Source organism: Zestosphaera sp. (genome assembly GCA_038727705.1).
Lineage (GTDB): Archaea > Thermoproteota > Thermoprotei_A > Sulfolobales > NBVN01 > Zestomicrobium.
In genome coordinates, this window is sequence record JAVYVJ010000003.1 from 214,697 (window position 1) to 238,677 (window position 23,981).

At 47.3% G+C, this 23,981-nt stretch carries 24 protein-coding genes and 1 pseudogene; 12 read left to right on the top strand and 13 right to left on the bottom strand.

Features of this window, described 5'->3' with window-relative positions; all coding sequences use genetic code 11:
- Positions 1-2 precede the first annotated feature (2 nt).
- The 3 genes from QW772_08220 to QW772_08230 form a co-directional block, all read right to left on the bottom strand.
- Positions 3-527 carry an ECF transporter S component gene (locus tag QW772_08220; protein MEM0038895.1) on the bottom strand — a complete coding sequence of 175 codons (525 nt, stop codon included), beginning with the start codon at positions 525-527 and terminating at the stop codon, positions 3-5.
- A 264-nt stretch (positions 528-791) separates the two neighbouring features.
- Entirely contained in the window at positions 792-1,508 is a 717-nt protein-coding gene (locus QW772_08225) for an energy-coupling factor transporter transmembrane component T (GenBank protein ID MEM0038896.1), read from the bottom strand.
- Positions 1,508-2,944, bottom strand: a complete 1,437-nt coding sequence (locus QW772_08230; protein ID MEM0038897.1) for an ATP-binding cassette domain-containing protein — start codon at positions 2,942-2,944, stop codon at positions 1,508-1,510. Before QW772_08230 ends, QW772_08225 begins: the two co-directional genes overlap by 1 nt.
- A 104-nt stretch (positions 2,945-3,048) precedes the next feature.
- On the opposite strand from QW772_08230, the gene QW772_08235 reads away from it, so the two are divergent.
- Both QW772_08235 and QW772_08240 read left to right on the top strand, forming a co-directional pair.
- Positions 3,049-3,309, top strand: a complete 261-nt coding sequence (locus QW772_08235; GenBank protein ID MEM0038898.1) for a MoaD/ThiS family protein — start codon at positions 3,049-3,051, stop codon at positions 3,307-3,309.
- Positions 3,310-3,312: 3 nt separating this feature from the next.
- Complete coding sequence (locus QW772_08240) at positions 3,313-3,789, top strand: molybdenum cofactor biosynthesis protein MoaE (protein ID MEM0038899.1); 477 nt, start codon at positions 3,313-3,315, stop codon at positions 3,787-3,789.
- Between the two features lie 15 nt (positions 3,790-3,804).
- Here the strand turns inward: QW772_08240 and moaC are convergent, their stop codons facing one another.
- The 5 genes from moaC to surE form a co-directional block, all read right to left on the bottom strand.
- Positions 3,805-4,233: a cyclic pyranopterin monophosphate synthase MoaC gene (gene moaC / locus QW772_08245; GenBank protein ID MEM0038900.1), complete on the bottom strand. Its 429-nt coding sequence runs from the start codon at positions 4,231-4,233 to the stop codon at positions 3,805-3,807.
- 12 nt (positions 4,234-4,245) lie between these two features.
- Positions 4,246-5,193: a GTP 3',8-cyclase MoaA gene (moaA, locus tag QW772_08250; GenBank protein MEM0038901.1), complete on the bottom strand. Its 948-nt coding sequence runs from the start codon at positions 5,191-5,193 to the stop codon at positions 4,246-4,248.
- Positions 5,194-5,348: 155 nt separating this feature from the next.
- The gene (locus QW772_08255) at positions 5,349-5,807 is read right to left on the bottom strand and encodes a metal-dependent hydrolase (protein MEM0038902.1); all 459 of its coding nucleotides are present in this window, start codon (positions 5,805-5,807) and stop codon (positions 5,349-5,351) included.
- 105 nt (positions 5,808-5,912) lie between these two features.
- Positions 5,913-6,812 carry a dihydrodipicolinate synthase family protein gene (locus tag QW772_08260; protein ID MEM0038903.1) on the bottom strand — a complete coding sequence of 300 codons (900 nt, stop codon included), beginning with the start codon at positions 6,810-6,812 and terminating at the stop codon, positions 5,913-5,915.
- A gap of 82 nt (positions 6,813-6,894) precedes the next feature.
- Positions 6,895-7,686 carry a 5'/3'-nucleotidase SurE gene (gene surE, locus QW772_08265; protein ID MEM0038904.1) on the bottom strand — a complete coding sequence of 264 codons (792 nt, stop codon included), beginning with the start codon at positions 7,684-7,686 and terminating at the stop codon, positions 6,895-6,897.
- A gap of 143 nt (positions 7,687-7,829) precedes the next feature.
- On the opposite strand from surE, the gene QW772_08270 reads away from it, so the two are divergent.
- Entirely contained in the window at positions 7,830-9,239 is a 1,410-nt protein-coding gene (locus tag QW772_08270; protein MEM0038905.1) for a hypothetical protein, read from the top strand.
- On the opposite strand, the gene QW772_08275 is transcribed toward QW772_08270, so the two are convergent.
- A complete protein-coding gene (locus QW772_08275; GenBank protein ID MEM0038906.1) occupies positions 9,236-10,150 on the bottom strand; it encodes an MBL fold metallo-hydrolase in 915 nt (304 codons plus the stop codon). The two genes, QW772_08270 and QW772_08275, sit on opposite strands and share 4 nt — an antisense overlap.
- A gap of 175 nt (positions 10,151-10,325) precedes the next feature.
- On the opposite strand from QW772_08275, the gene QW772_08280 reads away from it, so the two are divergent.
- Complete coding sequence (locus tag QW772_08280) at positions 10,326-11,078, top strand: KaiC domain-containing protein (GenBank protein ID MEM0038907.1); 753 nt, start codon at positions 10,326-10,328, stop codon at positions 11,076-11,078.
- Between the two features lie 69 nt (positions 11,079-11,147).
- Here QW772_08280 and QW772_08285 read toward each other — a convergent pair whose 3' ends face one another.
- Entirely contained in the window at positions 11,148-12,869 is a 1,722-nt protein-coding gene (locus QW772_08285; GenBank protein MEM0038908.1) for a DUF2070 family protein, read from the bottom strand.
- A 228-nt stretch (positions 12,870-13,097) separates the two neighbouring features.
- Between QW772_08285 and QW772_08290 the strand changes: the two genes are divergently transcribed.
- The 5 genes from QW772_08290 (at position 13,098) to twy1 (ending at position 19,039) form a co-directional block, all read left to right on the top strand.
- On the top strand, positions 13,098-14,102 hold the full coding sequence (locus QW772_08290) for an adenylosuccinate synthetase (protein ID MEM0038909.1): 1,005 nt from the start codon (positions 13,098-13,100) through the stop codon (positions 14,100-14,102).
- The gene (locus tag QW772_08295) at positions 14,099-15,526 is read left to right on the top strand and encodes an NAD(P)/FAD-dependent oxidoreductase (protein ID MEM0038910.1); all 1,428 of its coding nucleotides are present in this window, start codon (positions 14,099-14,101) and stop codon (positions 15,524-15,526) included. The genes QW772_08290 and QW772_08295 overlap by 4 nt, the downstream gene beginning before the upstream one ends.
- A gap of 189 nt (positions 15,527-15,715) precedes the next feature.
- Positions 15,716-17,266, top strand: a complete 1,551-nt coding sequence (gene guaA, locus QW772_08300) for a glutamine-hydrolyzing GMP synthase (protein MEM0038911.1) — start codon at positions 15,716-15,718, stop codon at positions 17,264-17,266.
- A gap of 11 nt (positions 17,267-17,277) precedes the next feature.
- Complete coding sequence (locus tag QW772_08305) at positions 17,278-17,928, top strand: phosphoribosyltransferase (GenBank protein MEM0038912.1); 651 nt, start codon at positions 17,278-17,280, stop codon at positions 17,926-17,928.
- Positions 17,929-18,028: 100 nt separating this feature from the next.
- A complete protein-coding gene (gene twy1 / locus QW772_08310; GenBank protein ID MEM0038913.1) occupies positions 18,029-19,039 on the top strand; it encodes a 4-demethylwyosine synthase TYW1 in 1,011 nt (336 codons plus the stop codon).
- A 63-nt stretch (positions 19,040-19,102) separates the two neighbouring features.
- On the opposite strand, the gene QW772_08315 is transcribed toward twy1, so the two are convergent.
- Together QW772_08315 and QW772_08320 are read right to left on the bottom strand one after the other, a co-directional pair.
- On the bottom strand, positions 19,103-20,437 hold the full coding sequence (locus QW772_08315) for a TldD/PmbA family protein (protein ID MEM0038914.1): 1,335 nt from the start codon (positions 20,435-20,437) through the stop codon (positions 19,103-19,105).
- Positions 20,434-21,891, bottom strand: a complete 1,458-nt coding sequence (locus QW772_08320) for a TldD/PmbA family protein (GenBank protein MEM0038915.1) — start codon at positions 21,889-21,891, stop codon at positions 20,434-20,436. The genes QW772_08315 and QW772_08320 overlap by 4 nt, the downstream gene beginning before the upstream one ends.
- A 158-nt stretch (positions 21,892-22,049) precedes the next feature.
- Here QW772_08320 and QW772_08325 point away from each other — a divergent pair, with 158 nt between their 5' ends.
- Positions 22,050-22,604, top strand: coding sequence for an HD family hydrolase (locus QW772_08325; protein ID MEM0038916.1), 555 nt, complete (start codon positions 22,050-22,052; stop codon positions 22,602-22,604).
- An 8-nt stretch (positions 22,605-22,612) separates the two neighbouring features.
- Here QW772_08325 and QW772_08330 read toward each other — a convergent pair whose 3' ends face one another.
- A complete protein-coding gene (locus QW772_08330; GenBank protein ID MEM0038917.1) occupies positions 22,613-22,753 on the bottom strand; it encodes a hypothetical protein in 141 nt (46 codons plus the stop codon).
- 57 nt (positions 22,754-22,810) lie between these two features.
- On the opposite strand from QW772_08330, the pseudogene QW772_08335 reads away from it, so the two are divergent.
- Both QW772_08335 and QW772_08340 read left to right on the top strand, forming a co-directional pair.
- Positions 22,811-23,149 (top strand): annotated as a pseudogene (locus QW772_08335) (IS607 family transposase).
- On the top strand, positions 23,124-23,981 hold an 858-nt coding region (locus QW772_08340; protein ID MEM0038918.1), incomplete at its 3' end, for a transposase. The pseudogene QW772_08335 and the gene QW772_08340, both read left to right, overlap by 26 nt.

Here is a 23,981-nt window from a genome sequence, read left to right on the forward strand (position 1 = left end):
TATCACCTTCTGATCATGAGACCTGCGGAAGATGCGACCGCCCCATATATAGCCCCACTGACACATGCAGCCAGAGCCCAAAGGCTCATCTCCACGGGACCTCCCACCTCACCGAATAGCAACGCATCTAAAACTACACAGGGTATCCCGGCAAGAGCTCCAGCCACTGCGCCGGAAGCTACGTTCCAGTGCCTATACTTGAACATCAAATACCCTATTTCAGACGCCAACCCCTGCGCAAACCCGTAAATCACGTTTGTTACGCCGCCGGCAGGCGCCATCAAAGTCTCCACGAGCGCGCCCAACAACTCACCGATTAGAGCTGAGGAGGGCTTCCTCACCAGAGAGGCCGCTAAAGGTGCTCCTATAAACCATAATCCATAGCTCGCCAGTCTGGCTCCTATAGGTCCTACAATCACCTCCATCAAACTGAAGAGGGTCCACGTGGCGGTGAAGACCACGCCGCTAATTACACCGGCTACAGCAAGTAATGCCAGATCTATTCCAGTGAGCCTTGCTCTAACCATCGCGTCACCACCGAATTAACTGCATAACCACGAAATATAAACATTAATCACTAAGTTATGTTGGTGTGAAGCACGTTCATGGGCTCTTTTCCGGGGTTTGTGAGGGTTTGTTAATGTTATATTCAGTAGTCTGCGGACCGTCTGGATGCCCCACATCAACGACCTCATGGAAGGACTGCAGGTCCGGGTCACCGGAAGTCTGTGAAGTTAAGGAAAGGGTGACCAACATAGCCGCAATGAAACTCAAAACCCGTGAAATTCCCATTAAAGCATGAGTGAGATTAGGTATGAGGCTATCCACTGAAGGATCAAAGCTAGAATTATAAGCGAATCACCAACCCCTATCGAGTCCCCCCTTACATTCCTCCTGGATCTAAGGCCTCTGAGCTCTGCTGAAATGCCACCCCAAACCGCTCTCTCATAGCTTAAGTTAAGTAGTGGCAACAACACGCTTCTAAGATTGCTTGGGTTAAGAACAAAGGTCCTTACCTCCCGTTCCTTTCTGGATACCAGAACTTCACTTAAATCCCTGCTCATCAGAGGGAATAGCCTGAAAGCGTAGGCTATTGAGAACGCTATTCCTGGGGGGATTCTTAAGTCCCTCTCAAGCGATCTCACTAAATCCCTAGGGTTGCTCATACTGAGCATTACCAACGTGGCTCCAACTACTAAGAGAAACCTTAAACCAACTAGTGAGAAGGACTCAATAACGCCGCTTCTGATGGTGATGAACGGAGTATCCATTACCACCTCACCCGCGTTATGGAAGTACAGTGCGTTGACAAAGGATCCCCAGGTGTTGAGGAGTAGTAGGAGGAGGAGGAGCTTAACCGGCATCTTCTTACTGCCGAACGTGAATCCAATCATACCGTTAACCAGCGAAGGCAGTAGAAGAAATCTCACGGAATTCCCCACGAAAGCCATCACTGAAACCCCTACGGCGTATATGAAGGGGGTTGATTTCCTATACTTAAGTGGCATTAATAAACACCCGCTATGCTTTCAAGCATTAACGCAACCTTAAAAGGGTCTGCCTCTCTCACCCTACCTTCCTCCATTATGAGCGCTCTATCAACCAACTCTGATAGAACCCTGGGATCATGAGTTGATATAATGAAGGAAATCCCCTTCCTGCTCATGGATTCTATAATCCTAAAGAATTCCTTAAGAAAGTTCAGATCAAGGCCTGCTGTAGGCTCATCGAGCAGAATCAACTCGGACCGGTAGGCCCGAGCAATTAGTAACGTTAGCCACCTACGTTGACCTAGGCTCAATCTGTAAGGAGATAAGAACCTGTATGCATGAAGGAATGGCGCTTCTTTGGTTAGGACCTCAACAGCCAGCCCTGTCTTGGCAGCCACATGCTTCAACTCCTTCTCAACGGTGCTTTCAAGGAACATGTAATCGGGGGTCTGATGAACGTAAAACACCTTTTTCACGTCGCCCCTAACCCTGATCTCACCGGAGTGATGTTTATGAAAACCTGATATGGTCTTCAGTAGAGTGGTTTTGCCAGACCCGTTAGGTCCTACTAACGCGATTATCTCCCCTTTCCTCAATTCAAAAGATACGTCTCTTACAATGGGTTTGCCACTGTCATACCAACACTCTAGATCTCTAACCTCGAGAATGGTTTCACCGATCATCTTCTTTACATCCTTGCGTCCTAACATGAGATGGATAGGTTCAGCGTCAACCCCAACATCTCTCAGTTTTATGAGGAGGTTCTTTGAGCGGAGCTCATCCCCTCGTAACTCACTAACCTTCCTGCCACCATCCATCAAGATAAGCTTTTCAGCCAAGTCTGCGAAGTACTTGATCTTGTGTTCAACCACCACCACTGTGTGGTTCCCTCTAATTAACTCCGCAATATATCTCCTGACTTCTCTTATACCCCATGGATCCATAGATGCTGTAGGTTCGTCAAGCATCACCAAATACGGATTATGAGGTATTGCCGAAGCCAGAGTCAGTCGCCTCTTCTCGCCTCCTGAGAGACCCTCAACATGCATTAACTCCTTGCCTGAGAGTCCAAACCTCTCCAGAATTCTGCGAGCTATCCTCATAGCTTCTCCCTCCTCATATCCTAGGTTCTCCAGCGTGAATAGGACTTCATCTAGGGGGGTGGGCATCAGCACCTGTTTTTCAGGGTCCTGCAACACCAAACCCAGCAGACTTGCAACTGTCAGGCTCTCAGCCTTAAGCACGTCCACCCCGTTAACTATGGCAGAACCTTCAACCCATCCGCCCAGCAGGGATTTAAGCACCCCAGACATGGTGAGCAACAACGAGGTTTTTCCGGAGCCTGAAGCCCCACCTACTATAATTAACTCCCCTTCAAACCCCTTAAGGTCAACGCCTTTGATGACTTTTTCACTCGCTTTATAGCCTGCAGCGTCGATCTTAATATTGATCATGTGTGCTACCGTTATAACTATATTATTAATGCCATAATAAACTTCTTATTTGGTAGACCAAACAATTATAAGAGGTGCTATACTATTTCTACTGGTGTTGGGGGATGAAGGTGAGGTTTTTCGGCCTGCTTAAAGATCTTGCTGGGGTCGAGTCGATAAACGTCGGGTTGAGGGAGCCTGTCAGCGCTGGTAATCTACTTGAAACCCTAGCTAAGGAGGTTGAATGGTTCAGCGAGTTTATGAGAAAGGTTAAAGAATCAGACGTGGAGGTCATTATATTGGTGAATGACCGGATAGCTACCAGCAACTCCATAATTAGAGATTGCGATGAAGTAGTGCTATTGCCGCCTGCGGCTGGTGGTTAAGTAGTGGCTCTCGAAGTTCTTGTAACTGAGGAGAGCGTGAACGTAGAGAAATACCTGTCTAGACTCTCTGCAGAATCCGCTAGGGAGGGATGTGGCGCTTTAGTGATGTTCATGGGATATGTTAAAGGAGTGGTTAGAGGGGGGACTGTACAGAAACTGATTTACGATGCCTACACTAGCTTTGCTTTAGCGAAAATGCGTGAGATAGGTGAGGAAACCATCAGAGATTTCGGTGTCAGGGATGTGGTGATCATACATAGGGTCGGTACTTTAAAGCCAGGAGACCCCACCATATATATATTCATTACAGCAAAGGAGCGCGACAACGCCTTCAAGGCAGCGGAGCACGTCCTCGAGAGAGTTAAACACGAAGTACCAATTTCAAAGTTGGAGGTAAGAGAGGATGGTGAGTTCTGGGTTCTGGGGGACGGGCGCAGGATACCCAGGTCATGGGTCGTAGGCAATAGCTGGCGTCATTAACGCTAACATCAGCCTTCATGGCCCCTTAACCTTCCTTACAATTCGAATCCCGCTTATCACAGTCTCTGGATACTGTCCTAGCTCGTCTTTCTCGTACTTCTTAACCATATCCCATATGTTAAGGAGGGCTAAGGCGACTCCAGTAAGTGCCTCCATCTCCACGCCCGTTTTAGCGGTGGTCTTTACAGTGACGATCGCTTTGATGCCGTCGTCAAGGATTTCATACGTTACTGAAACATGCGTTATCGGTATATTGTGAGTTAGAGGGAGTAGCTCGAAGGTTTTCTTGGCTGCCTGCACTGCAGCCACTGTAGAGACTGCTAAGACGTCGCCCTTCTCCACTAATCCCTCTTTAATCATCTTCAGGGTCTCTCTCCTGAGTTTAATGAATCCTTCAGCAATTGCCTCTCTGAAGGTCTCCGGTTTAGACGTCACATCAGCCATCCGCACACCCATTTAACCCACCCTATAGTGGAAGTACGGCTCTCTTAATAAAGTGACTTTCCTTAGCACCTTGCTTAGCGAGTGCTCATCACGGTTCTTTATCGCTCTGCTAGCGTCGATGTATGTATCCTCCCTGAAGATACATACTTTAAACTTACCGCTAGGTGTTAGCCTAAGCCGCGTGCATCCAGCGCATAGGTGGGGATTATCATACCCTCTAATCAACGTAACCTCTGTGCCATTGTCTAAAACGTAGGTAGGCCTGTTTTGGAAGCTGCTCACGTATTTCCTGCAGGCCCTGCCTTCGACAACCTTCTCTATCTCGCTGATATCTACATGCTCTCTAGCGTAGAGAGGTGCGGGGACTCCAAGAGGCACTAACTCGATGAGATTGACTGAAACTCCTCTAGACACGGCAAAGTCGAGGAGACTATTAACCTCGCCGGCGTTAACATTCATCACTACGAAGTTCACCTTGACTTTAAGGCCGGCGTCGAGGGCCTCCTCAAAACCCTCTAACACAGGTTTTAGAGGGGCTTTAGCTATATAGGCGAATACATCCTCCCTTAGAGAGTGGAGGCTGATGTTGACCCTACTGAGTCCAGCATCAAGCAATGCACGTACCTTATGCTTGAGAAGCGACCCGTTCGTCGATAAAGTCACTTCATCTGAAAATCTCCTCAATTCCCTAACTATATCCACCACATCATCCCTCAATAACGGTTCACCACCAGTTAGCTTGTGTTTCTTTATGGAGAATCTACTTGCAACTTTAGCTAAGAAGCCGTAATCCTCTGGAGTTAAGGATTCCTCTTCAAATTTAAGTATGCCCTCCCTGTGACAGAAAACGCATGCTTGATTACATCTCTGAGTAACGCTTAGTCTGAACCTATCCACAACCCTTCCATACTTATCCGTCAGTCTTAAAGCACTCATTAACGCCACCTGCAGCCCAGGCAACGCTAACGGTCACCACAACTACCCTTGATGAGATTACTTTAGTACCATTTTAATGTTTACCACTTAAGAAAACCTAGACAGTTTCATGTTAACTGGATTCGATGCTCGTTCACGGGTTTGTCGTCCACCTCATGAAACTCAGTAGGGGCTGCGAACTATATTGCAAATCCGAACTTGCTGATGTACACGTAGTAAGTAGCTACTCCAGCAATGAGGAAAGCAGTGTTGACTAAGTTGTTGCTGGATCTAAACAGTCTCAACGAGACCGGAGTTCTGATGAGCGGGTATAGAGGCCTGAACGGTAATTTAGTCATTAAATCACCTAATATGTGCGTCGTGAAGGCCGTCAGGAACACAACAAACGTAAATTCGAAGCTGTAGTGGTTCAGAGAACTTGCTATGTAACCAGCAAGCAGGGAGATCGTAATACCGAAGAAGACGTTGTGTGTTACTTTCCTGTGGGGTAATTCAAACCTTAGGTCGATGTCCGGTATTGACGAGAGCACTGAGGATAGTAGTATGAGCCTGTTAGCCTCAACCCCAGAGAGGCTTAACATGTAGAGCAACGCCGACGTGATAAGCATGTTGAAGCCCAAGTGACCCCTCCAATCCATCTACTCATACCCCCTAAACTCCCTGCCGACTTCTAAGTTAAGCATGACGCAAATTAATGCAGGAAGCGCTAAACGCAAACTTCTGCCCCTTAACTCACAGCTTTATTAGAAGATAAAGTCTGATAGTTCCTTGATTAACTCCCCCGCAACTTTCTTGAAGTCCTCACCCACACTACTTAGAGGAGGTCTGAGTACGGGCTTCACTGGTGTCCCGGCAAGGGTGAGAGCCGCTTTAACAGCCGCTACGGTTGTTGGGCTGATCTCTAGTAATCTAGTGAGTTTGTGGAGCTTCATGTAGAGACTGTAGGCCTTAACCAGATCACCTGAAATCCACGCACGGTATATCCCGCTATGAAGCTTAGGAGTCAGGTTCGAAAGCGAGCCAACACTACCGTCTCCTCCGAGCATGAGGTTGAACAGCATGAGGTAGTCAAGGCCTGAGAATACGGAGAAGTCCTTTCTAACCCCTTTCACCTCGTTTATAAGACGCTTTAGATACGCGACACTGTCATACGTTACTTTAATACCCGCCATGTTGCTGTGTTCAAGAGCCAACTCAACTACGGTTTCAACAGGTAACGTTATGCCTGTCAGTGCTGGGTAATGGTAGATAACTATAGGAATGTCTATGGCCGTCGCCACTCTACTGTAGTGGGCCTTAAGCTCCTTAGGGGAGAGCTTAAAGAAGTAAGGAGTTATCGCTATCCCTCCGTCAGCGCCCACGTCCTTAACGAACCTGCCTAGCTCGATCACCTCCAAAGTACTGATACCTCCTATGCCTGGTAAGACTTTAGTTCTCCCGCTAACCAGCTCCATAACCTTCTGAATCAGCTTCTTCCTCTCATCGGGGGAGAGGCTTGTTGACTCCCCAGTCGACGAGTTAGGGAATATGAAATCGACCCCTCCTCTAATCAGGTGGTTGACGAGCCATTCGAGAGCATCGAGATCTATTTCGAAATCCTCTCTGAAGGGAGTTATCATTGGTACGACAACTCCTCTGAGCATCAAACACACTCTCTAACTATCAGTATGAGCGTAGATATATAAAGTAGTTCGTGACTAAAGGGGCCTAGACTTAAGTACCCCATCAAACCCTCTGCCAGTCGACCCGAGTCGACAGTACCTCCTCCAGAGCGTGGAGATCCTTAAGGACACTTGCATCAGAGTTTAAATCTATCTTAAGCGGCGTCACAGTCACACAGCCTTCCTCAAACCTGCTTACATCGCTTCCGGGTTCAGCGACGCTTCTTATCCCTGCAAGCCAGTAGTACTCTCTTCCCCTGGGGTCAACGCTCTTCCTATATGAGGCTTCCCATCTGACCTTAGTAGCCTTAACGACGTCAACGCATCCCTTAAACCTGACTGGTATGTTAACGGAGAGTATGTCAACCCCCTGGGGCAGTCCTTTATTAAGGACGTACTCCGTAACTCCCCTGACTACATGGTTACTCAACTTCCTAAACTCCTCGCCCTCGAAATCCTCGAAGCTCTCTACATCAGATGAAAACGCTATGGCCGGAATCTTCATTAGAGCGGCCTCAATAGCTATCGCTACGGTGCCGCTGTAGAATATGTGTTGAAGCGATAGATTGTCGCCAACGTTAATCCCTGAAAGGACTAAATCCGGCTTGAATCCGAGAACTTCGATCACGAGATGTACGGAGTCAATCGGAGTTCCGTCCGTGACGTACACATGCCAGCCAAACCATTTCTTTCTAGCCAAACGGAGGGGTCTGTTGAAGGTTATTTCCCTGCCGGTGGCTGATCGAGGGACTTCAGTAGAAGCTATCACGACCTCGCCTAACTCCCTCACAGATTCCGCCAGCAGATAGAGCCCTGGGCTTAAATACCCATCATCGTTCGAAACCAGAAACCTCAAACAAGCCCCCACTAAATAAGGGCTCAGGTCTTTAAATTATAAGGTACTGCTTTAGATGCAACGATAGTGAAACGGTTTTACGTGTGCATTTCACCGTATTGCTAATATTAAATACTGTAGAGACTCAGAGTGAGGTGAAGTAAGTGAACGAGTTTAAGGTAAAGTTGGCCGGACTTGCCTTGCTGGTAGCTATGGTAATATCCATGATCCCAACGCTGACCGTAGTGGCTGCAACAGGGGTTGCGGCTAGGACTATTCCTACTGCTACCGTTCAAGAAAGCGTAGCGAGAGGTCCTGAACACGCGGTGGAAGTTTTAGTGTCCAGGGTCGAGTTACTTATAGGGAGGATTAATGAATTCAGTCAGAGATATAACATATCGCTAGATGAGAACATGACCTCATTACTCATAGAGGCTGAAAACCTCCTCAATGAAGCTAAGGAGCTTAAGGAGATTAACGTCAGTGAGGCGCTCAGGACAGTTCTGCGGGCAACAAGACTTGTGACCCCTGTCTACGTATACGTGATTCAGAACCTTCCCCCAACCGTTAAAGACGACTTCGCTGTTAGAAGGACTGAGGCTCAATTCCAGGTCAGGGAGAGGAGTCTAATCTCTTTAAACAGGACAGTGAGTTGGCTGGTTGAGAGAGGCGTTAACGTCCCTGAATGGGTTCGCAACAATATAACTAAAGGGTTTAACCTGATAAATGAGGGCAGATTAGCTCTCCAGGAAGGTAATATTACCAGAGTGAAGGAGATACTGAAGGAGGTCGACGAGATAGTTAAGACCGTGATGCAGTCGCTTAAGGTGGATTTAAGGGTTAAGTGGGTTAACGTTGTGTGCAGTGAGAAAGTGCTGACATCCCTCGTTGCTCAAGTCAATGCGTTAATACATATAGTGAATGACTCTGCTGAATCTCTCGAGGCAGGCGACTTAGAATCTGCTGTAAGGCATCTCAACGCAGCATCCGAGAAAGCGGAGAGAGTGCTCAACCTAATTGGCAGTCTGAAACCCTATGTAGGCAATGGAGACAAGTACGCTGAGATACTGGAGCTCAGTGAGGATATAGTCGTCACACTTAAAGAGGCTGTTGAAAACGCTACGGTAGCCCTGGACGGCGATGAACCTGATATCGGGACAGCGCTCACGGTACTCTCGAATGCTCTAGAGAAAGTACAGCCATCCTTCGATCAGCTGAAAGCCTTGGCAAAGTGGAGATTTGGAGAACTGGAGGAAGTGAAGGAGTTAATCGTAAGAGTTAGGGAGAGAGTGAGGGAGAAAGTAGGAAAGTTGATCAAGTTACACGTAGAGGTCGCTAACAAGTTAAACGGTAAAGTGAATCAACTGATCAATTCCTTTGCCTCTCTAGTGAGGTTACGTGCGTCCAATAAGATATCGTGTAGTACATATTTAACGCTGCTGAACGCTATGAGGCAGTTTATCGAGGAATTGAGGGGTGAGCTACCGCAGTCAGGGGCTTATGAGCCGCATAGAGTTCGGTTAAACGATCTATATAACCAGATAGCTAAGGAGTTAAATAGCGTGAAGTGTTAGCATCCGTTTTTTGTTTCAATTAAACTAATCAATACAGGTTTATTCTCAATAATCCTCATTTCGACGAGACCGTCATTAAGTAACCACGAAACGTACGACATTATAGCGGATCTGTTTAGGAGATAGTTTATAGGGGTCTGTAGAGTCAGCGAGAGATCTCTCAGTACGTACTTGACTAGATCCTCTAGGGCTACATTGCTTTTGAGGTTCCTTAGAACTGACTCTCGCACACTCATTACTGTGTCGGCATTCGTACGGATCAACTCGATAGCTTGGTCGACAGTTAGTATGCTTCCGTGCGAGGGAACTACCGTCCTGTAATTCTTCAGGATCTCCTCAACGAGTTTCTTTAGGGTCTTATAAGCATCCTGGACATTAAGATGGTAGGGGATCTTGTACTTAGCTAGGATCTCTGTTGGGAAGAATGAGTCAGCGGAGAAGAAAACATCTTCAACACCGAAACCCACCATGCCTAAGCTGTGGCCGGGAAGTTCCTCCACTTTAAGGGTGCTGACCTCCTTAACTAGGATGCTTAACTCCCTAACCGGGACTCCAGCAGCCTCGACTAGGTGCGTTCTAACAACTTCGGGTGGATACGCTCCGTAGAGATATAATACTTCTAAAGCAGGCATCTCTATGAACGGTCTCTCAAGGTTCGGTGCGTAGACTTCTGCATTAGTTCTCTCAAACACTATCCTGTTACCTCCTATGTGATCTGCGTGGGAGTGCGTGTTAACCACAGCTCCAACGCGCAGATTCGTCTCCTTAAGAACGTTTAGTACTTTCCTGCCAGAGTCCCGGTCTATCCCAGTATCAATCACTATACACTCACCATGGTCTAATACAACTACGCCGACGTTAGTGCGTCCTATGAGGACGTAGACGTTGTCAGCTACCTTAGTCAACCCCATTCATTATCACCTTAACTAATCCGGGGAAGCCGTGCGCTGTACTCCAGTCCTCCAACCCACCTGAGGCTTCTCCGGTATACACTACTCGGAGCTGAAACATATAAATCTTCGCACTGATTGTGCTGAAGGCCTTCAGTTTTAAGGTGCATCATAGTTTTAGTAGTAGGAGGTTAACTTGATCGATAGAGTGGAGACCGGTGTTCCCGGTTTAGACGGGCTACTCTTTGGCGGGATCCCAAAGAGGAACATTGTTTTGATATCAGGTGGTCCAGGAACTGGAAAGACCATCTTTAGCCATCAGTTCCTCTATCACGGTCTGACTTGCGGGGAGCCTGGTGTGTTGATCGCGTTGGAGGAGCATCCTGCTCAAGTCAGGAGAGAGATGAATGAGTTCGGTTGGGACGTAAGGAAGTACGAGGATTCTGGACTCTTCGCAATAGTGGACGCTTTCACGGGAGGCGTCGGGGAGTCAGCTAAAAGGGAGAGGTACGTAGTTAAGAGTATTGACGACATAGGGGAATTCGTCGAAGTCGTCAGACAGGCTCTGAGGGAAATCAAGGCTCAGAGGGCAGCCGTAGATTCTGTGTCAACTCTCTACCTGACTAAACCGTCTATAGCCAGGGGTGTACTGATGCAGTTGAAGAAAGTTCTTTCAGGACTTGGGGTTACGTCCTTCCTAGTGTCACAGGTAAGCGTTACTGACAGGGGTTTCGGAGGCCCAGGAGTGGAGCACGTTGCTGATGGCATAATAAGATTGGATCTAGACGAGATGGACGGTGAGCTGGTCAGATCCATAGTGATATGGAAGATGAGGGGAACCAGACATGATATGAGGAGGCACCTCTTCGAGATAACTGATAGAGGTGTGGTGGTGTACTTGGATAGGGTTGTCAGGTGGCGTGGGGTAACTTCAGCATGTCCAAGCTGACTATAACGCCAAGCTGTGTCGACTTATAATGGGTCGTTGCTAAAGCCCAGAGAAAGGCATGCTTGAGAGCTAGAGTGTTAGTGCGGTGTACAGCAACGGTAGGAGTAGGTTAAACAATAATGCGAGGACTATTAGTCCTCTTTCAGTGGTCCCGGCGAGCACGTTCAGACTCTCCATGAGTGTGAAGACCCTGTTCCCCACAATCTTGATACTCTCAGACCTGAAGTTTACAACTCTGTATGTAGCTGGTACCTCACTGATTGACGCTTTCCTGACGGAATCAACTATTGCTTCAACTAGACCGTGACATTCTTTAACCACTTCATATGGTGATTCGCTCATGGATGCAGCGCACGAGTGATCATCTGGTGTGATTACCTCGAAGTCGTTTAAATAGGTCAAACTACCTAATATCTTGTCCAGTCTAGTCCTGAACTCTTTATCCACATTGTTTCCGTATATGTAGATAAGTCCGTATCTCCTTCCCCCCACGTTTATGGTGAGCGTCTTGACTCGAGTGTCACATAGCTCTACACATGTAGTTGATGCTCTGCTCTCTCCGTAACCAACGTGAAAGTCGCTGAGTCCACCACATTCATATGAATTGAGAACTTTATCCAACAGTGGCTTTAAGATACCTGGGTCTAGTACTTTGTTCCCTTTGCAGGAGTGGGCATCTACGACCATGGTTGTAGTCGGTGATCTGTCATCAGTGTTCAATAAATCCCATACCTGATATGGTATGTCGTCATTTCCATGCGTCTTGTTAACGACTATTGTCGCTAGAAAGTCCTTACTGCTGAGTGTAAATGCTTCCCAGCCGTCACTTAATTTCACTCTATAGGGTGGACACAGAAACTTCCCTCCCTCATCATTGATGGAGTTTCTTATATTTTCAGCTACGTCATGAGCGACCCTTACAGCATCTTTACTACTTGCCAGGTTATGTTCATGTGAGCCTGGAGTGTGGAAGGTGAGCACCTTGAATTCAGGTTCTAACTCCCTGTCTAGATAATGTATGAAACTGGAGGAGCCTACCTCATCGAAAGGTCCGAAGTGAATTCTTGGGAACACCATGACTACGTGGGGCTCTTTAACGCGTTTAAACACTATGCTTTTGATCTCAACGCTTTCTGCAGTTCCAATGCCATCGAACAGTAGTTCAAGACTTCCTGAGTCTCCTGTAAACCACGTGTTTAGAAAAGCTCTTAAAGCTACTATGGGTGATATCCCGCTTAACCTTCTGCCCCTGCTGTCTATATAATATATGAAGAGAATGCCTAAAGATATTGAAGCAAGCTCTATAAGGGTTGCACTAATCAGGTGCGTGTAGTTGAGTTGCTGATTAAGCAAGAATGTGTTAACTAAGGTGAACGTAAGTATGGGCGTTAGTGTTGACACGGCTATAGCCTGGTACATGGATGTAAACACCGATAATATTATCATTACAAAGCCGGATGCTACGACCGGGCCTAAACCTCTTAACCCGATGAGCCTGTAGAAAAGAAGTTCAGCCACTAGCGACGTGGCGAAAGTGACTAGCGAGAGACCGAGAACCCTTTTCGTGTTGAAGAGTCTAGTGAACATTAAGGGTAAGTAGATTAGAGTTAACACCGAACCCAGGACGAAGTAAGTGGCTATCGACCTGAAGACATTGTCTAACGTGTATTCTGCAGTGTTTAGAAGACCTGTCGCTACTATCAGCCCGATGTATATCAGTAGCAGAAACCTTCTCCGTGGCAATATGTTGAGACGTCCGTAATACTTTCTAGTTATCCACTCTATACTCATCTCCAGCTATCCTAGAGACATAACCAGTGACGAGTTTTTAATGCTTTCACTAACACATCTCCTGTGGAACACCTCCCACTTAATTCATTTGGGATAACTTTCGTATTGCTTGCTTAATTTTTATGACATCATCTATAACAAAACCGTTCTGACTTATACTCCATGAAGAACGTTAATGTTTATATTATCTAGTAAAAGTTAGATCTAGGACATGATATGCTAAGCGTGGTGGTCGGTGGATTCTTCGGTGATGAGGGTAAGGGTAAGATAGTGGCTTACCTAGCCCTCAACGACGGTGTTGAGGCTGCTGTACGTGTTGGTTCCGTCAATGCTGGACACACGGTGTTCTGGAGTGGTAGGGAGTTCAAGCTAAGGATAGTACCCTCAGCATTCGTTAATGGGAGCTCTAAGCTATTCATAGCAGCCGGTTCCCTGATTAGACTAGACGTATTCAACAGAGAAGTTAGCGCTCTCGGTGTTGCTGGCAGGGTCTTTGTAGATAGAAATGCAGGAATTATTGAAGAGAAGCACGTCGAGACCGAGGTTAATGACGAGTACCTCAGGAACTCTATAGGGTCGACTCTGCAGGGGGTAGGAGCGGCTATGGTCGATAGAGTGATGAGGAGGTTGAGACTTGCGCGTGATTTTCCGGAGCTAGGGAATTACTTAGTCGACGTGTCTGAGGAAGTAGGTAAAGTGCTTGATAGAGGGGGTGGGGTTCTTCTTGAAGGTACTCAGGGAACCTACCTATCATTGTATCACGGAACATACCCCTATGTGACAAGCAGGGACACTACGGCTTCAGGTGTTCTGTCGGAGGTGGGACTGGGTCCTAAGTCCGTCGACGAGGTGATAGTGGTGTTTAAGTCCTACGTAACACGCGTCGGAAGCGGGCCCCTACCAGGCGAACTCCCCGTAGATGAGGTCGTTAAATTAGGCTGGGTTGAAAGGGCTTCAGTCACGGGTAGATTAAGAAGGGCTGCGCCATTTAACTACGAGCTAGCGAGGAAGGCGGTATTGATTAACTCAGCTACACAAGTAGCTCTGACATGCCTGGATAAGCTATTCCCGGCGGCCGCAAGGGTAAGAGAGTGGAGCAGATTACCTCCAGATGCTAGGAGATGGATAGAGGAACTAGAGGGGAAAGTTAGGGTTCCCGTCACTCTAATTGGAACTGGAGATGATGTCAATCATATTGTGGACAGAAGGAAAGAGATGGGGGTTGAGGCTTGAGGGACTTCGATGTAGTAATAGTTGGAGGCGGGCCAGCAGGCCTCATGGCGGCCTTCGAGATTGTAAGCCTTGCCAAGAACGATGTTAAGGTAGCCCTCTTCGACAAGGGGAAACGGGCTAGTGAGAGGAGGTGCCCGTTAGCTATTAAGTCAGGAGGTAATGGTAACTCATATGTGATGAACAGCAGTGTTGAGTGCCTTGGATGCAAGGTGTGTAACGTCATCTACGGCATAGGCGGCGCAGGCGCCTTAAGTAGCGGGACAATAAACTTACGGCCTGACGTGGGCGGTGACCTGGACAAGTTTCTCGGCGACTGGAATGTTGCTGACGAATTAATTCTCTATATTGACAAAATCTTTACGTCATTCGGAGTTCCGGAGGACACACTATACGTTCCAGATAGGGAAAAGATAGCCACGCTTGAAAGGCTTGCGGCTAAAGCGGGTGCTAAGTACATACCAACACCTCAGAGGATAATAGGAACCGACATCATGATTAAGGTAGTAGACAATATGACCACATACTTAGAGACGAAGGGCGTCAAGGTATTCTCTGAAACTGCGGTGTACGATATCCGTAAGGACGGCGCGCTCTTTAAGTCACTGACGGACAAGGGCGAGTTCACCTCACGGAAGGTTCTACTAGCGCCAGGAAGAGGGGGCATCACGTGGTTTCAGAAGACTCTCAGTAGTTTAAACATAGAGCATGAACCAGGTCCTCTAGACGTCGGAGTTAGGATTGAGGTGCCTTCGTACATAACCGAGGATGTCACTAAGGTCAATCCAGACCCTAAGATAATACTCTACACCAAGTTCTATGATGATAGAGTCAGAACTTTCTGCACGAACCCTAATGGATTCGTGGTCCAGGAGAGATATGATGATGGGACTGTTGGAGTCAACGGGGTCAGCTACAGGAATATAAAGACTAGGAACACTAACTTTGCCCTGCTAGTCACTTTGAAACTCACGGATCCGTACTCAGACGCTACGGAACTCGGTAAATCCATAGCCAGAATAGCCACCCGAGTCGGCGTAGGTAAACCCATAATCCAGAGACTTGGAGATCTGGAGAAAGGTAGAAGGAGTACTTGGGACAGGATAGAGAAGAGTGTAGTGACGCCTACCTTGAAGAACGTTACACCAGGGGATGTGGGCGTGATACTTCCCTACAGAATAGTCATTAATATACTTGAAGCTATCAGGAGATTAAACGTGATCTATCCGGGACTTTACGCAACACAGACCATCCTGTATGCACCGGAAGTCAAGTACTACAGCATCAAAGTTAAGACGGGGAAAGACCTCCAAACGAACATTGAAGGTCTGTACGTAGCTGGCGACGGTGCAGGTCTTTCTAGAGGGCTGAACGTAGCTGCCGCCACAGGAGTGATCGCGGGAAGGGCTATCCTTCAAGATATTTAATCAATTTTGCAACTGAAACCTCTAATCCTGAAGGGCAGAAGAGGCGTTAAATCATGAACAAGTATAAGGGATTCAAGAATCTCTAATGGATATATTGCTTATTTGTGTTAAAAACTAAGTGCTGAACATCCGAGAGTTAACATAAGCTTAATTTTATTTAATTGAATCTATTACTTAGAGGGATCCTGGTTGATCGAGTCAATGTCGCAAGGCGGGGTACTAATCGTTGACTTAGGTGGTCAGTACACTCATTTGATATCCAGGCGCTTCAGGGAATTAGGAGCCTACACCGCGGTAGTTCCTTTGAGTGATTTAAACGATGTAGATTTACCACGGTATAGTGCCGTAGTTCTCTCGGGGAGTCCGCTTAGTGTTGGTGAGTTAGACGATGAGAAGCTTTACCGATTATCTAAAGTGGTGATCAACGGAAGTAAACCTGTTCTCGGTATATGCTTCGGGCATCAGTTAATAGCTAAGTTAATCGGAGGTCTTGTAGAGAAGAAAAGAGAGTTCGGACGAACTGCCATTAGGTTGTTGAAATGCGATCCCCTCTTCGATGGGTGGAATGAGTCTGAATATGTGTGGATGAGTCACAACGACTGTGTTACGTCGTTGCCCTCAAACACTGAGGTAGTAGCGATCTCAAATAGTGAATGCATCGCAGCGTTAAAGACCTTCCTCAACGGTAAGGTAGTGTATGGAGTTCAGTTCCATCCTGAGGTTAAGCACACCGAGAAGGGAACAGTGCTTCTTGAGAACTTCTTGAATATAGTTAAGGTTAACCGGAGCTGGGTTCTTGATGATTACGTTGAGGAAGCGGTCAGGGAGTTATCAGTTCGTGTGGACTTAAAAGCTAAGGCTTTGGTTGCCGTCAGCGGCGGCATCGATTCAGCGGTAGCAGCCCTCATAGCTAAGAAGGTATTCGGTGAGAGGTTAATAGGTGTCTTTGTTAATCACGGACTTCTGAGAGAGGGTGAAAATGAGGAAGTCCTTAATAACTTGAGGAACGCAGGGCTTGATCCAGTCTACATTAACGCTGAAGAGAGGTTCCTAAAGGTACTTGAGGGCGTCTCTGATTGTGAGGAACGCAGAAGACTAATTGGTGAGGAATTTGTTAAGATCTTTAAGGAGTTGATGGAGAGAGACCCCGAGATAAAGTATTTTGTCCAAGGAACGACTTACCCGGATGTGATAGAAAGCGGCGCCACTAAGGAATCAAGCAGAATTAAAACTCACCACAATGTAGGTGGAATACCTGAGTGGTTTGACGTGGAGATACTCGAGCCACTCAGACACCTTTATAAAGATGAAGTGAGGAAGCTGAGCAGACGCTTAGGGCTCCCGGAGACCATGCTACGTAGGCATCCCTTTCCAGGACCCGGCCTTGCCGTGAGGATCATAGGAACTTTTAATAGGGAAAAGCTTGAGTTGGCCCGGAAGGCCTCTAAGATCGTGGAGGATACATTGAAGGAGCACGGTATTTATGATAGTGTTTGGCAAGCGTTCGCAGTAGTGGGCGACGATACGTGGGTTGGAGTTAAGGGGGATAAAAGGGATCAAGGTTACGTGATAACCATTAGAATAGTTGAGAGCTCAGACGGTATGACGGCTGATTGGGTTAGAATTCCTCCCGAAATCTTAGATCTAATGTCAAGAAGGATAACGTCGAGTTTAAATAGGGTGACGATGGTTACGTACGCCATCACATCCAAACCACCGAGTACTATAGAGCCTTGCTGAGGCGAGCTTTCATGGAGGTTCTCTACGTACCCTGGAGTAAGGCTCTTAGCATGTGCTACAGGTTGGCTGAGTCCATACTCGATTCGAGTGAGGACTTCTCAACGGTCGTCACCATATCAAGAGGAGGACTGGTGCCGGCTCGCATAGTCAGCGATGTGATCGGGGTTGACGATCTTCACGTGGTTAGGTCAAGGTTCTGGGGGGTTGGCGGTATAATATTCAAAGAACCTGAGATCAGCTATTATGGAGGGCTTAACCTTGGTGGGAAGAAGGTTCTGATAGTTGATGAGGTTGTAGATACAGGGTCTACTATGTCGAGAATCGTTAGGCTTGTGAATGACCTGGGGGCATCGAAGGTTAAGACTGCAGTCCTGCATTATAAGACCTCAAGCTCTCTAAAACCTGACTATTATGTCGAGCTAGTTGAGAAGTGGGTTTGGATTTACTATCCATGGTCGTTCAGTGAGACGCTGTTTGAATTGGCGAGGCAAAAGGATGGGGATGCAGTAATTGCCGGCGCGTTCGACATGCTTAGGGAGTTAAACGCTAGCGAGCTCTACCTAGACCCTCAAAGGATAAGCGATTCGCTGGGAAGGTACATTAGAAAATGGGGTGCTAGTGGTTCCTCCGGAACATCGGACGTGGGTCATGGTCAAACCTAGGTTTATTACAGCTTTAACTATTTGAGACATGGTGGCAAGTATAAGGAGAGCATTAAGACTTCCGGTGCAGACGGGGGAAGCAGACCCTTACACCATGGTTATGAATAGACTGAAGAATCAGAAGTATCATTTGATAGGTTCACACTCAGCCGTCAAGAAATGTCTCTGGGTTCATAACGCCCTCACCCAAGGGAGGTTTTGCTATAAATGCAAGTTTTATGGAATAGAGTCACATAGGTGCGTCCAATTCACCCCCTCGACGCTGTGGTGTTGGAACGCCTGCCTCCATTGCTGGAGAGTGAGACCTCAGGATCTAGGTTTGAAAGAGGAGGATCTAATAAAGATACATGGTTTAGACGATCCTGACATCATAGCGGATCTAGCTATAGAGGAACACAGGAGGATCGTGAGCGGGTACAAGCACATGACCTCTAAAGAAATGTGGAGTGAGGCTATGAATCCCAAACATGTTGCTATATCGTTGACTGGCGAACCTACGTTGTATTCTAGGTTAGGAGAGTTAATCCAGGCATATCATAGGAGAGGGTTAACAACATTCCTAGTGACCAGAGGTATAAGACCAGAAGTTCTGGCGTCCTTGGAGGATGAGCCGACTCAGCTGTATGTGTCGTTGGAGGCATGGAGCAAGGAGATGTATTCCTATTTCAACAGACCTCTCGTAAGTAGGGGGTGGGAAAAGACATTAAAAACCTTAGAGATATTGCCCTCGTTCTCCTCTCCAACAGTCATAAGGATAACCCTAGTTAAGGGATTCAACATGGGTGAGAAGGATGTTAAGGGGTTCGCTAAATTGATTGACATAGCTTCCCCAACATATGTCGAACCTAAGGCCTACATGCATGTGGGCGGCTCTACCGACAGGTTAAGCAGGGATAACATGCCTTCAATGAATGAGGTACTTGACTTTGCCAGCAAACTGGCTGAGGAATCCGGCTACAGGTTAGTGTCACACTCAACACCTTCCAGGGTAGCCCTCTTAACGAAACTCTCAAAACCAGCTATAAGGTACGGTAAAGGATGTCCTGAAGCCTGGTGTAGCAAGGAGATAGGCGATGAGTTCTCAGGGGAGTACGGAGCCGCCGAGTTGTAGGGTGAGGAAGCAGTTTAAGAAGGGTCTGGCCTTGAATCAGTTTACACTTCGATTATCCTAAAATCATATGAATGGTTTAGTTAGTTCGACGTTCCTTACTAGGACGTAGGGTGATTTAGTCGGCGTCCGAACCTCCCACCACATAATGTCATACACCTGTCTCGTTAATTCATCCACATTGCTCAATAACATGGGGAAGCTTGTTGCCATTCTTATCCTGCCAACATCGCCTACTATCTCACCATTCTTAACTAAGAGCGCTGCATCACGGGCGACTGTTGAGAAGAGACCCTCAACGTAATTCTGTAATCTGGTGTACCAGTTATTAGTTATTATCACGCCGTTTCTCAGTTCGTTAGGTAGTTCATCTTCGTTCAGGTCGCCCGGTTCCAGATGCAGGTTCCAGGCTGTGGGCATTAACCACCCTGAATTGCCTGTTGATCGTGCTCTTAGCTTAGATGCGGTGCCTGAGTTGTGGAGTAGATTGCGGAAGACTCCTTTCTCTATTATCGGTTTATTGAATGTTGGGATCCCCTCATCATCGAATGATGTTGCGTTAGGCAACGCAGGATCCCTCGGGGCGTCCACCAACGTGAGTTTTTCTGAAGCAACTCTCTCCCCCGGTTTGTACTTGACAAATATGGAGTAACCCATTAGGACGGCCAACGCTGAAGACATGTGTGACACGTAATTCATTAAGTTTCCTACAACTAGGGGGGATAACACGACGTCATATCTGCCAGGCTGCAAATCCACCCTGTTCTTGGTTATAGTTGCGTACATGCCTGCCCTCATGCCGACTTTCTTAATCTCGAGCTCATTGATGTGTGATGATCCGTGAGCCCAGTGGCCGCTGAACTCGCCTTTGAACGCTCTTAAGTAAGTCTCAACATATGTTCTCTCTTCACTGCCTTCGAAGCCCTTGCTAGTCACTAAGGCTCTAAGCTCCCTGCTCAACGTTAGAGTGCCTGCGACTCTATCGACCCCTTCAGAGAGGGCTGCATCAATCATCTTTTGAGCTAAAGGCGCTGGATCGCTCATGACATGCACTAAATTCGGGTCAAACATGCCCTCAATGGGCTTAACCTCCGGCGGCTCTGGTAAAGGCGCATACAGTTCTGACTCCTCAATCCTCTCCACAACTCCTGAGACGTTCTCAACGGCTTCAAGCACTTCATGAGGACTGCCCACAGAGAATTCTAGAATCACCACTCTCCTGGATTTAGTTAGGAGGAGAGCTACCTCTGTTGTCAGCCAATTCTGAGTTACGGAAGGTTCTGTATTCCACAGTTTAACCATTACTCTATCGCGGGTTCTAAGAAGTGCTGCAACATCGTCGAATCTACTCCTTAACTTCTCAACTACCCTTCTACCTATTTCTATAGAGTCCGTTGTCATGCGCTCACCCCTAATCTAATCTTAGATAACCTGACGTTAGGTCCACCGAACCACACGGGGACTCCTTGCGGTGGTTCACCCTTACCGCACGTCCCAGGATAGAACCTGAGTTCCTTGTCCACTGCCACCACGTTGCTGTAGAATCCCTGGGTAGTCACCTCAAGGATGGGGTTTCTAACAGGCCCGGCCAGCTCACCGCTTCTGATTATGTAAGCCTCCAATCCAACGTACCTCTGATTCCACCTAATGTCATCTATGTTCCATTCCATATAGGACTTCATGAAGATACCCATACTTATATCCTCTATAAGCTCCTCGAAACTCATGTTGCTTGGCTTGAAGTACGTATTGCTCATCCTCACTATCGGTTCTGAAGCATAGTTCATAGCTCTGGCGGCTGCGTTGCTCCTAGTCCCGAAAATGCTTGCAGTGTGTCGATTGTGCAATGCTTCGTTAATTATCCCTTCCTTATAGAGGTACCTAGCTCTGGCGGGCACTCCCTCGTCGTCATATAGGTAGAATCCATTACTACCAGGGATCGTTGGGTCTTCAATAACTGTAGCTAATTCACTGCCTACTTTAAACTTGCCTATCATATCAGGCTTGACGTAAGACTCCCCTGCTTGAGCAGCCTCACGTCCTAATATCCTATCAGCCTCCATTGGATGGCCTGCTGACTCATGAACTAGGAGACCCACTATCTCAGATCCTACAACGACATCGACTGGCTCCTTAGGAGGCTCGACTCCTTTAACCAACACCATCTCAAGGTTCTTAACCTCCTCAGCAAGAACTTCCGCAGGACTCCATTCCTTAAGTAATTCACCACCTCCAGAGCCCGCGAAGTCCTTCACCCTCTGTAATGTCCCCTTCTGCGGATGCGTGAGAACCAGGTTAACGCCTATTGACATCCTCGGAACTCTGGACCTTACGTAGGCACCCTCTGAAGTCACTACCACCTTCTCCTGCATGCGTGTTCCTGCCTCGAACGTGCATACGGGTAGTTTGACCTCATTAACTAGTTTAAGCAGCGTCCCATGCACTTCTTTACCCAGGTCTATTAGACTTTCCGCAGTAACTTCCTCTAACCTAATTCTGGTTAAAACCTCATATGATGCCCTGCCCACTCTCTCATCAGTAAACTGTATGGGCACCCTCCTTAACGATGCCATAGATCTGGCTCTACCGACCGCCTTGGTAAGGGCTTCCCTCAGACCTTCCCTACTTAAGTCGTTGGTAGCGGCAAAACCTAGAGACCCATTAACCAGAACCCTGATCCCAACCCCCTCCTCGCTGAACGAGGCAAGCCCGAGAACCCTTCCATTCCTTAAGGCGACCGTGATGCCGTGGTCTCTCTGGTAACGTGTCTCGACGTAGGAAGCGCCTGAGGCAGTGCCTTCATCGATTAACCACGTTAACAAACCCTCATCAAAACCCAACCACGAACCCTCCAAAACTATATTTTTGAAAAACATACTAATAAGGTTGACGTTGGGAGCGCCGTCATGCCGGTTATATGCATAAATCACTAATATAGATCCTACCACGCTCAATTATTCTCTGAGGCAGTAGATTTATTGAGTCTCAACCATGGTTCTTACTGGGTGTTAGTGTGCGGTTAGAGAGAATCTCGAATCTGAAATACGTTGTTAGGAGTGGCTGGGTCATCAGGGGGGTTCCTAATTCGATAGCTGAGACCGTTGCAGGACACACTTTTGAAGTCACTTTAATAGGCATGTATTTAGCTGACGTGCTTAACAGCGAATGCGATACAGTTAGCGTCGAGAAGGTTCTGAGAATGAGTCTACTCCATGACGTACCAGAGGTGGTGATCGGCGATATAGTGAAGTTGGTTAAGTCCCGAGCGCCGGAACTATTTAACGGAGTTGAGTTAGAGGCGATGAGTGAGCTAGGTCTGAGAGATTACGCTGAACTCCTTGAAGATCTTAATAGGGGTGGCAGTCCGGAAGCCAGGCTGGTTAAGCTCTCAGACGCGGTAGCAACATACCTCCAGGGGCTCAGATATCTCAAAACAGGGTACGGTAACGTCGCAGAGATAGTCGCTAACACTAAAAACACTATAGAGAGAATACTCGACATCTGGATTCCTGATGCATGCATTCCAACATTGAGGAAGACGCTGAGAATGATAGGTGTGGAGGTTTAACGGTAGATCTAGTAGAAAAGCTCCTCCAGCGAATTCATGAATATCTCGTCAACCTCCTCAACCTTATCTCCCCAACCAATCCTATCGTAGAACCTCCTAACAAACTTTAAAGTACCTATCACTTTATCCCTGTTCCTCAGCTTAATCACCAAAGCATTTGTCTAAACAAAGTTTTTATATTTTGTCGTAAATAGGGTTGGAGGCTCGTAGCAGTAGTATCAGATATCGCTAGTGGGTTGAATGAGGATAGGAGAGGACTGAGGAAGGTTCTGGACATGGCTAAGAAGCACGAGTTCGACGTTCTCGTTGTTGCCTACAGGGATAGGTTAACAAGGTTTGGCTTCACCTACCTCCACGAGGTGTTCAAAGCCTACGGCGTTGACGTAGTTGTTGCTTTCCAGGAGGAGCCGAAGGACTACATGCAGGAGCTTGTTGAAGACATGATCGAGATAGTCACGTCTTTTGCGGCAAAGATATACGGTAAGAGAAGCCATGGGTATGAGAAGCTGGTGAAGTGCGTTGAAGAATCGACCAGAGATTCTTGAGAGAACAGTGGTACTGGTATCACCAGAGCTTACGAGCAAGAAGCTCACAGTCCTCAGCTACGTTTACAAAGCCTATGGAGAGATGCTGAGAGAAGCACTAGACTACATGTACACCAAAGGCACAACCTCATGGGTGAAAGCGAAGAAAGAACCCTACAAGTACTTTAGGGAGAAGTACCCAGAGCTACCATCACACTACATTCATGAAGCAGTACGCGACGCATCTACTAGGCTGAAGTCTTTCCTCAAGCTGGAGAAGAAAGGTCTTGCTTACACGGACAAGCCAGAGGTGAGAACGTGGAGTGTTGGCTGTGATAACCAGATGTGGAAGCACACTCTACAAGGAGTTTCAGTAGCTACCCACATGGGATGGGTAAAAGTACCGTTGCTACTCCACAAGCAGTTCTACAGATACCACAATACTGGATGGGTTCTCAGAAGCTCCTGTAGGTGGAAGCTTGAGAGCAAGAGGCTCAAGCTCTACGTGGTGTTCTCCAGGAGTGCTAAGCAAGAGGAAAACTACGGCAAGGTTGTCGGTGTGGATGTAAACGAGAACAACGTAACTCTACTCATACTACCCGATCGCAGGGCTATCACGATCGTAACCAACCACAGCAGGATTGTCCTGGGCTACGCCTACAGGAGGAGAATTCTCCAGAAAAAGCATGGAAATAACACGAGGTCTCTCAGGATAGCTTTTAGGAAGCTACGGGAGAAGCACGTTAAAAGAGACTTGAGGAACAAGGTTGCGTCTTTCGTTATTAAGGTAGCTAGGGAGGAGAGAGCTGTTGTTGTTCTGGAGAAGCTTCCCAAGAGGTTTCAGGATAGAGCA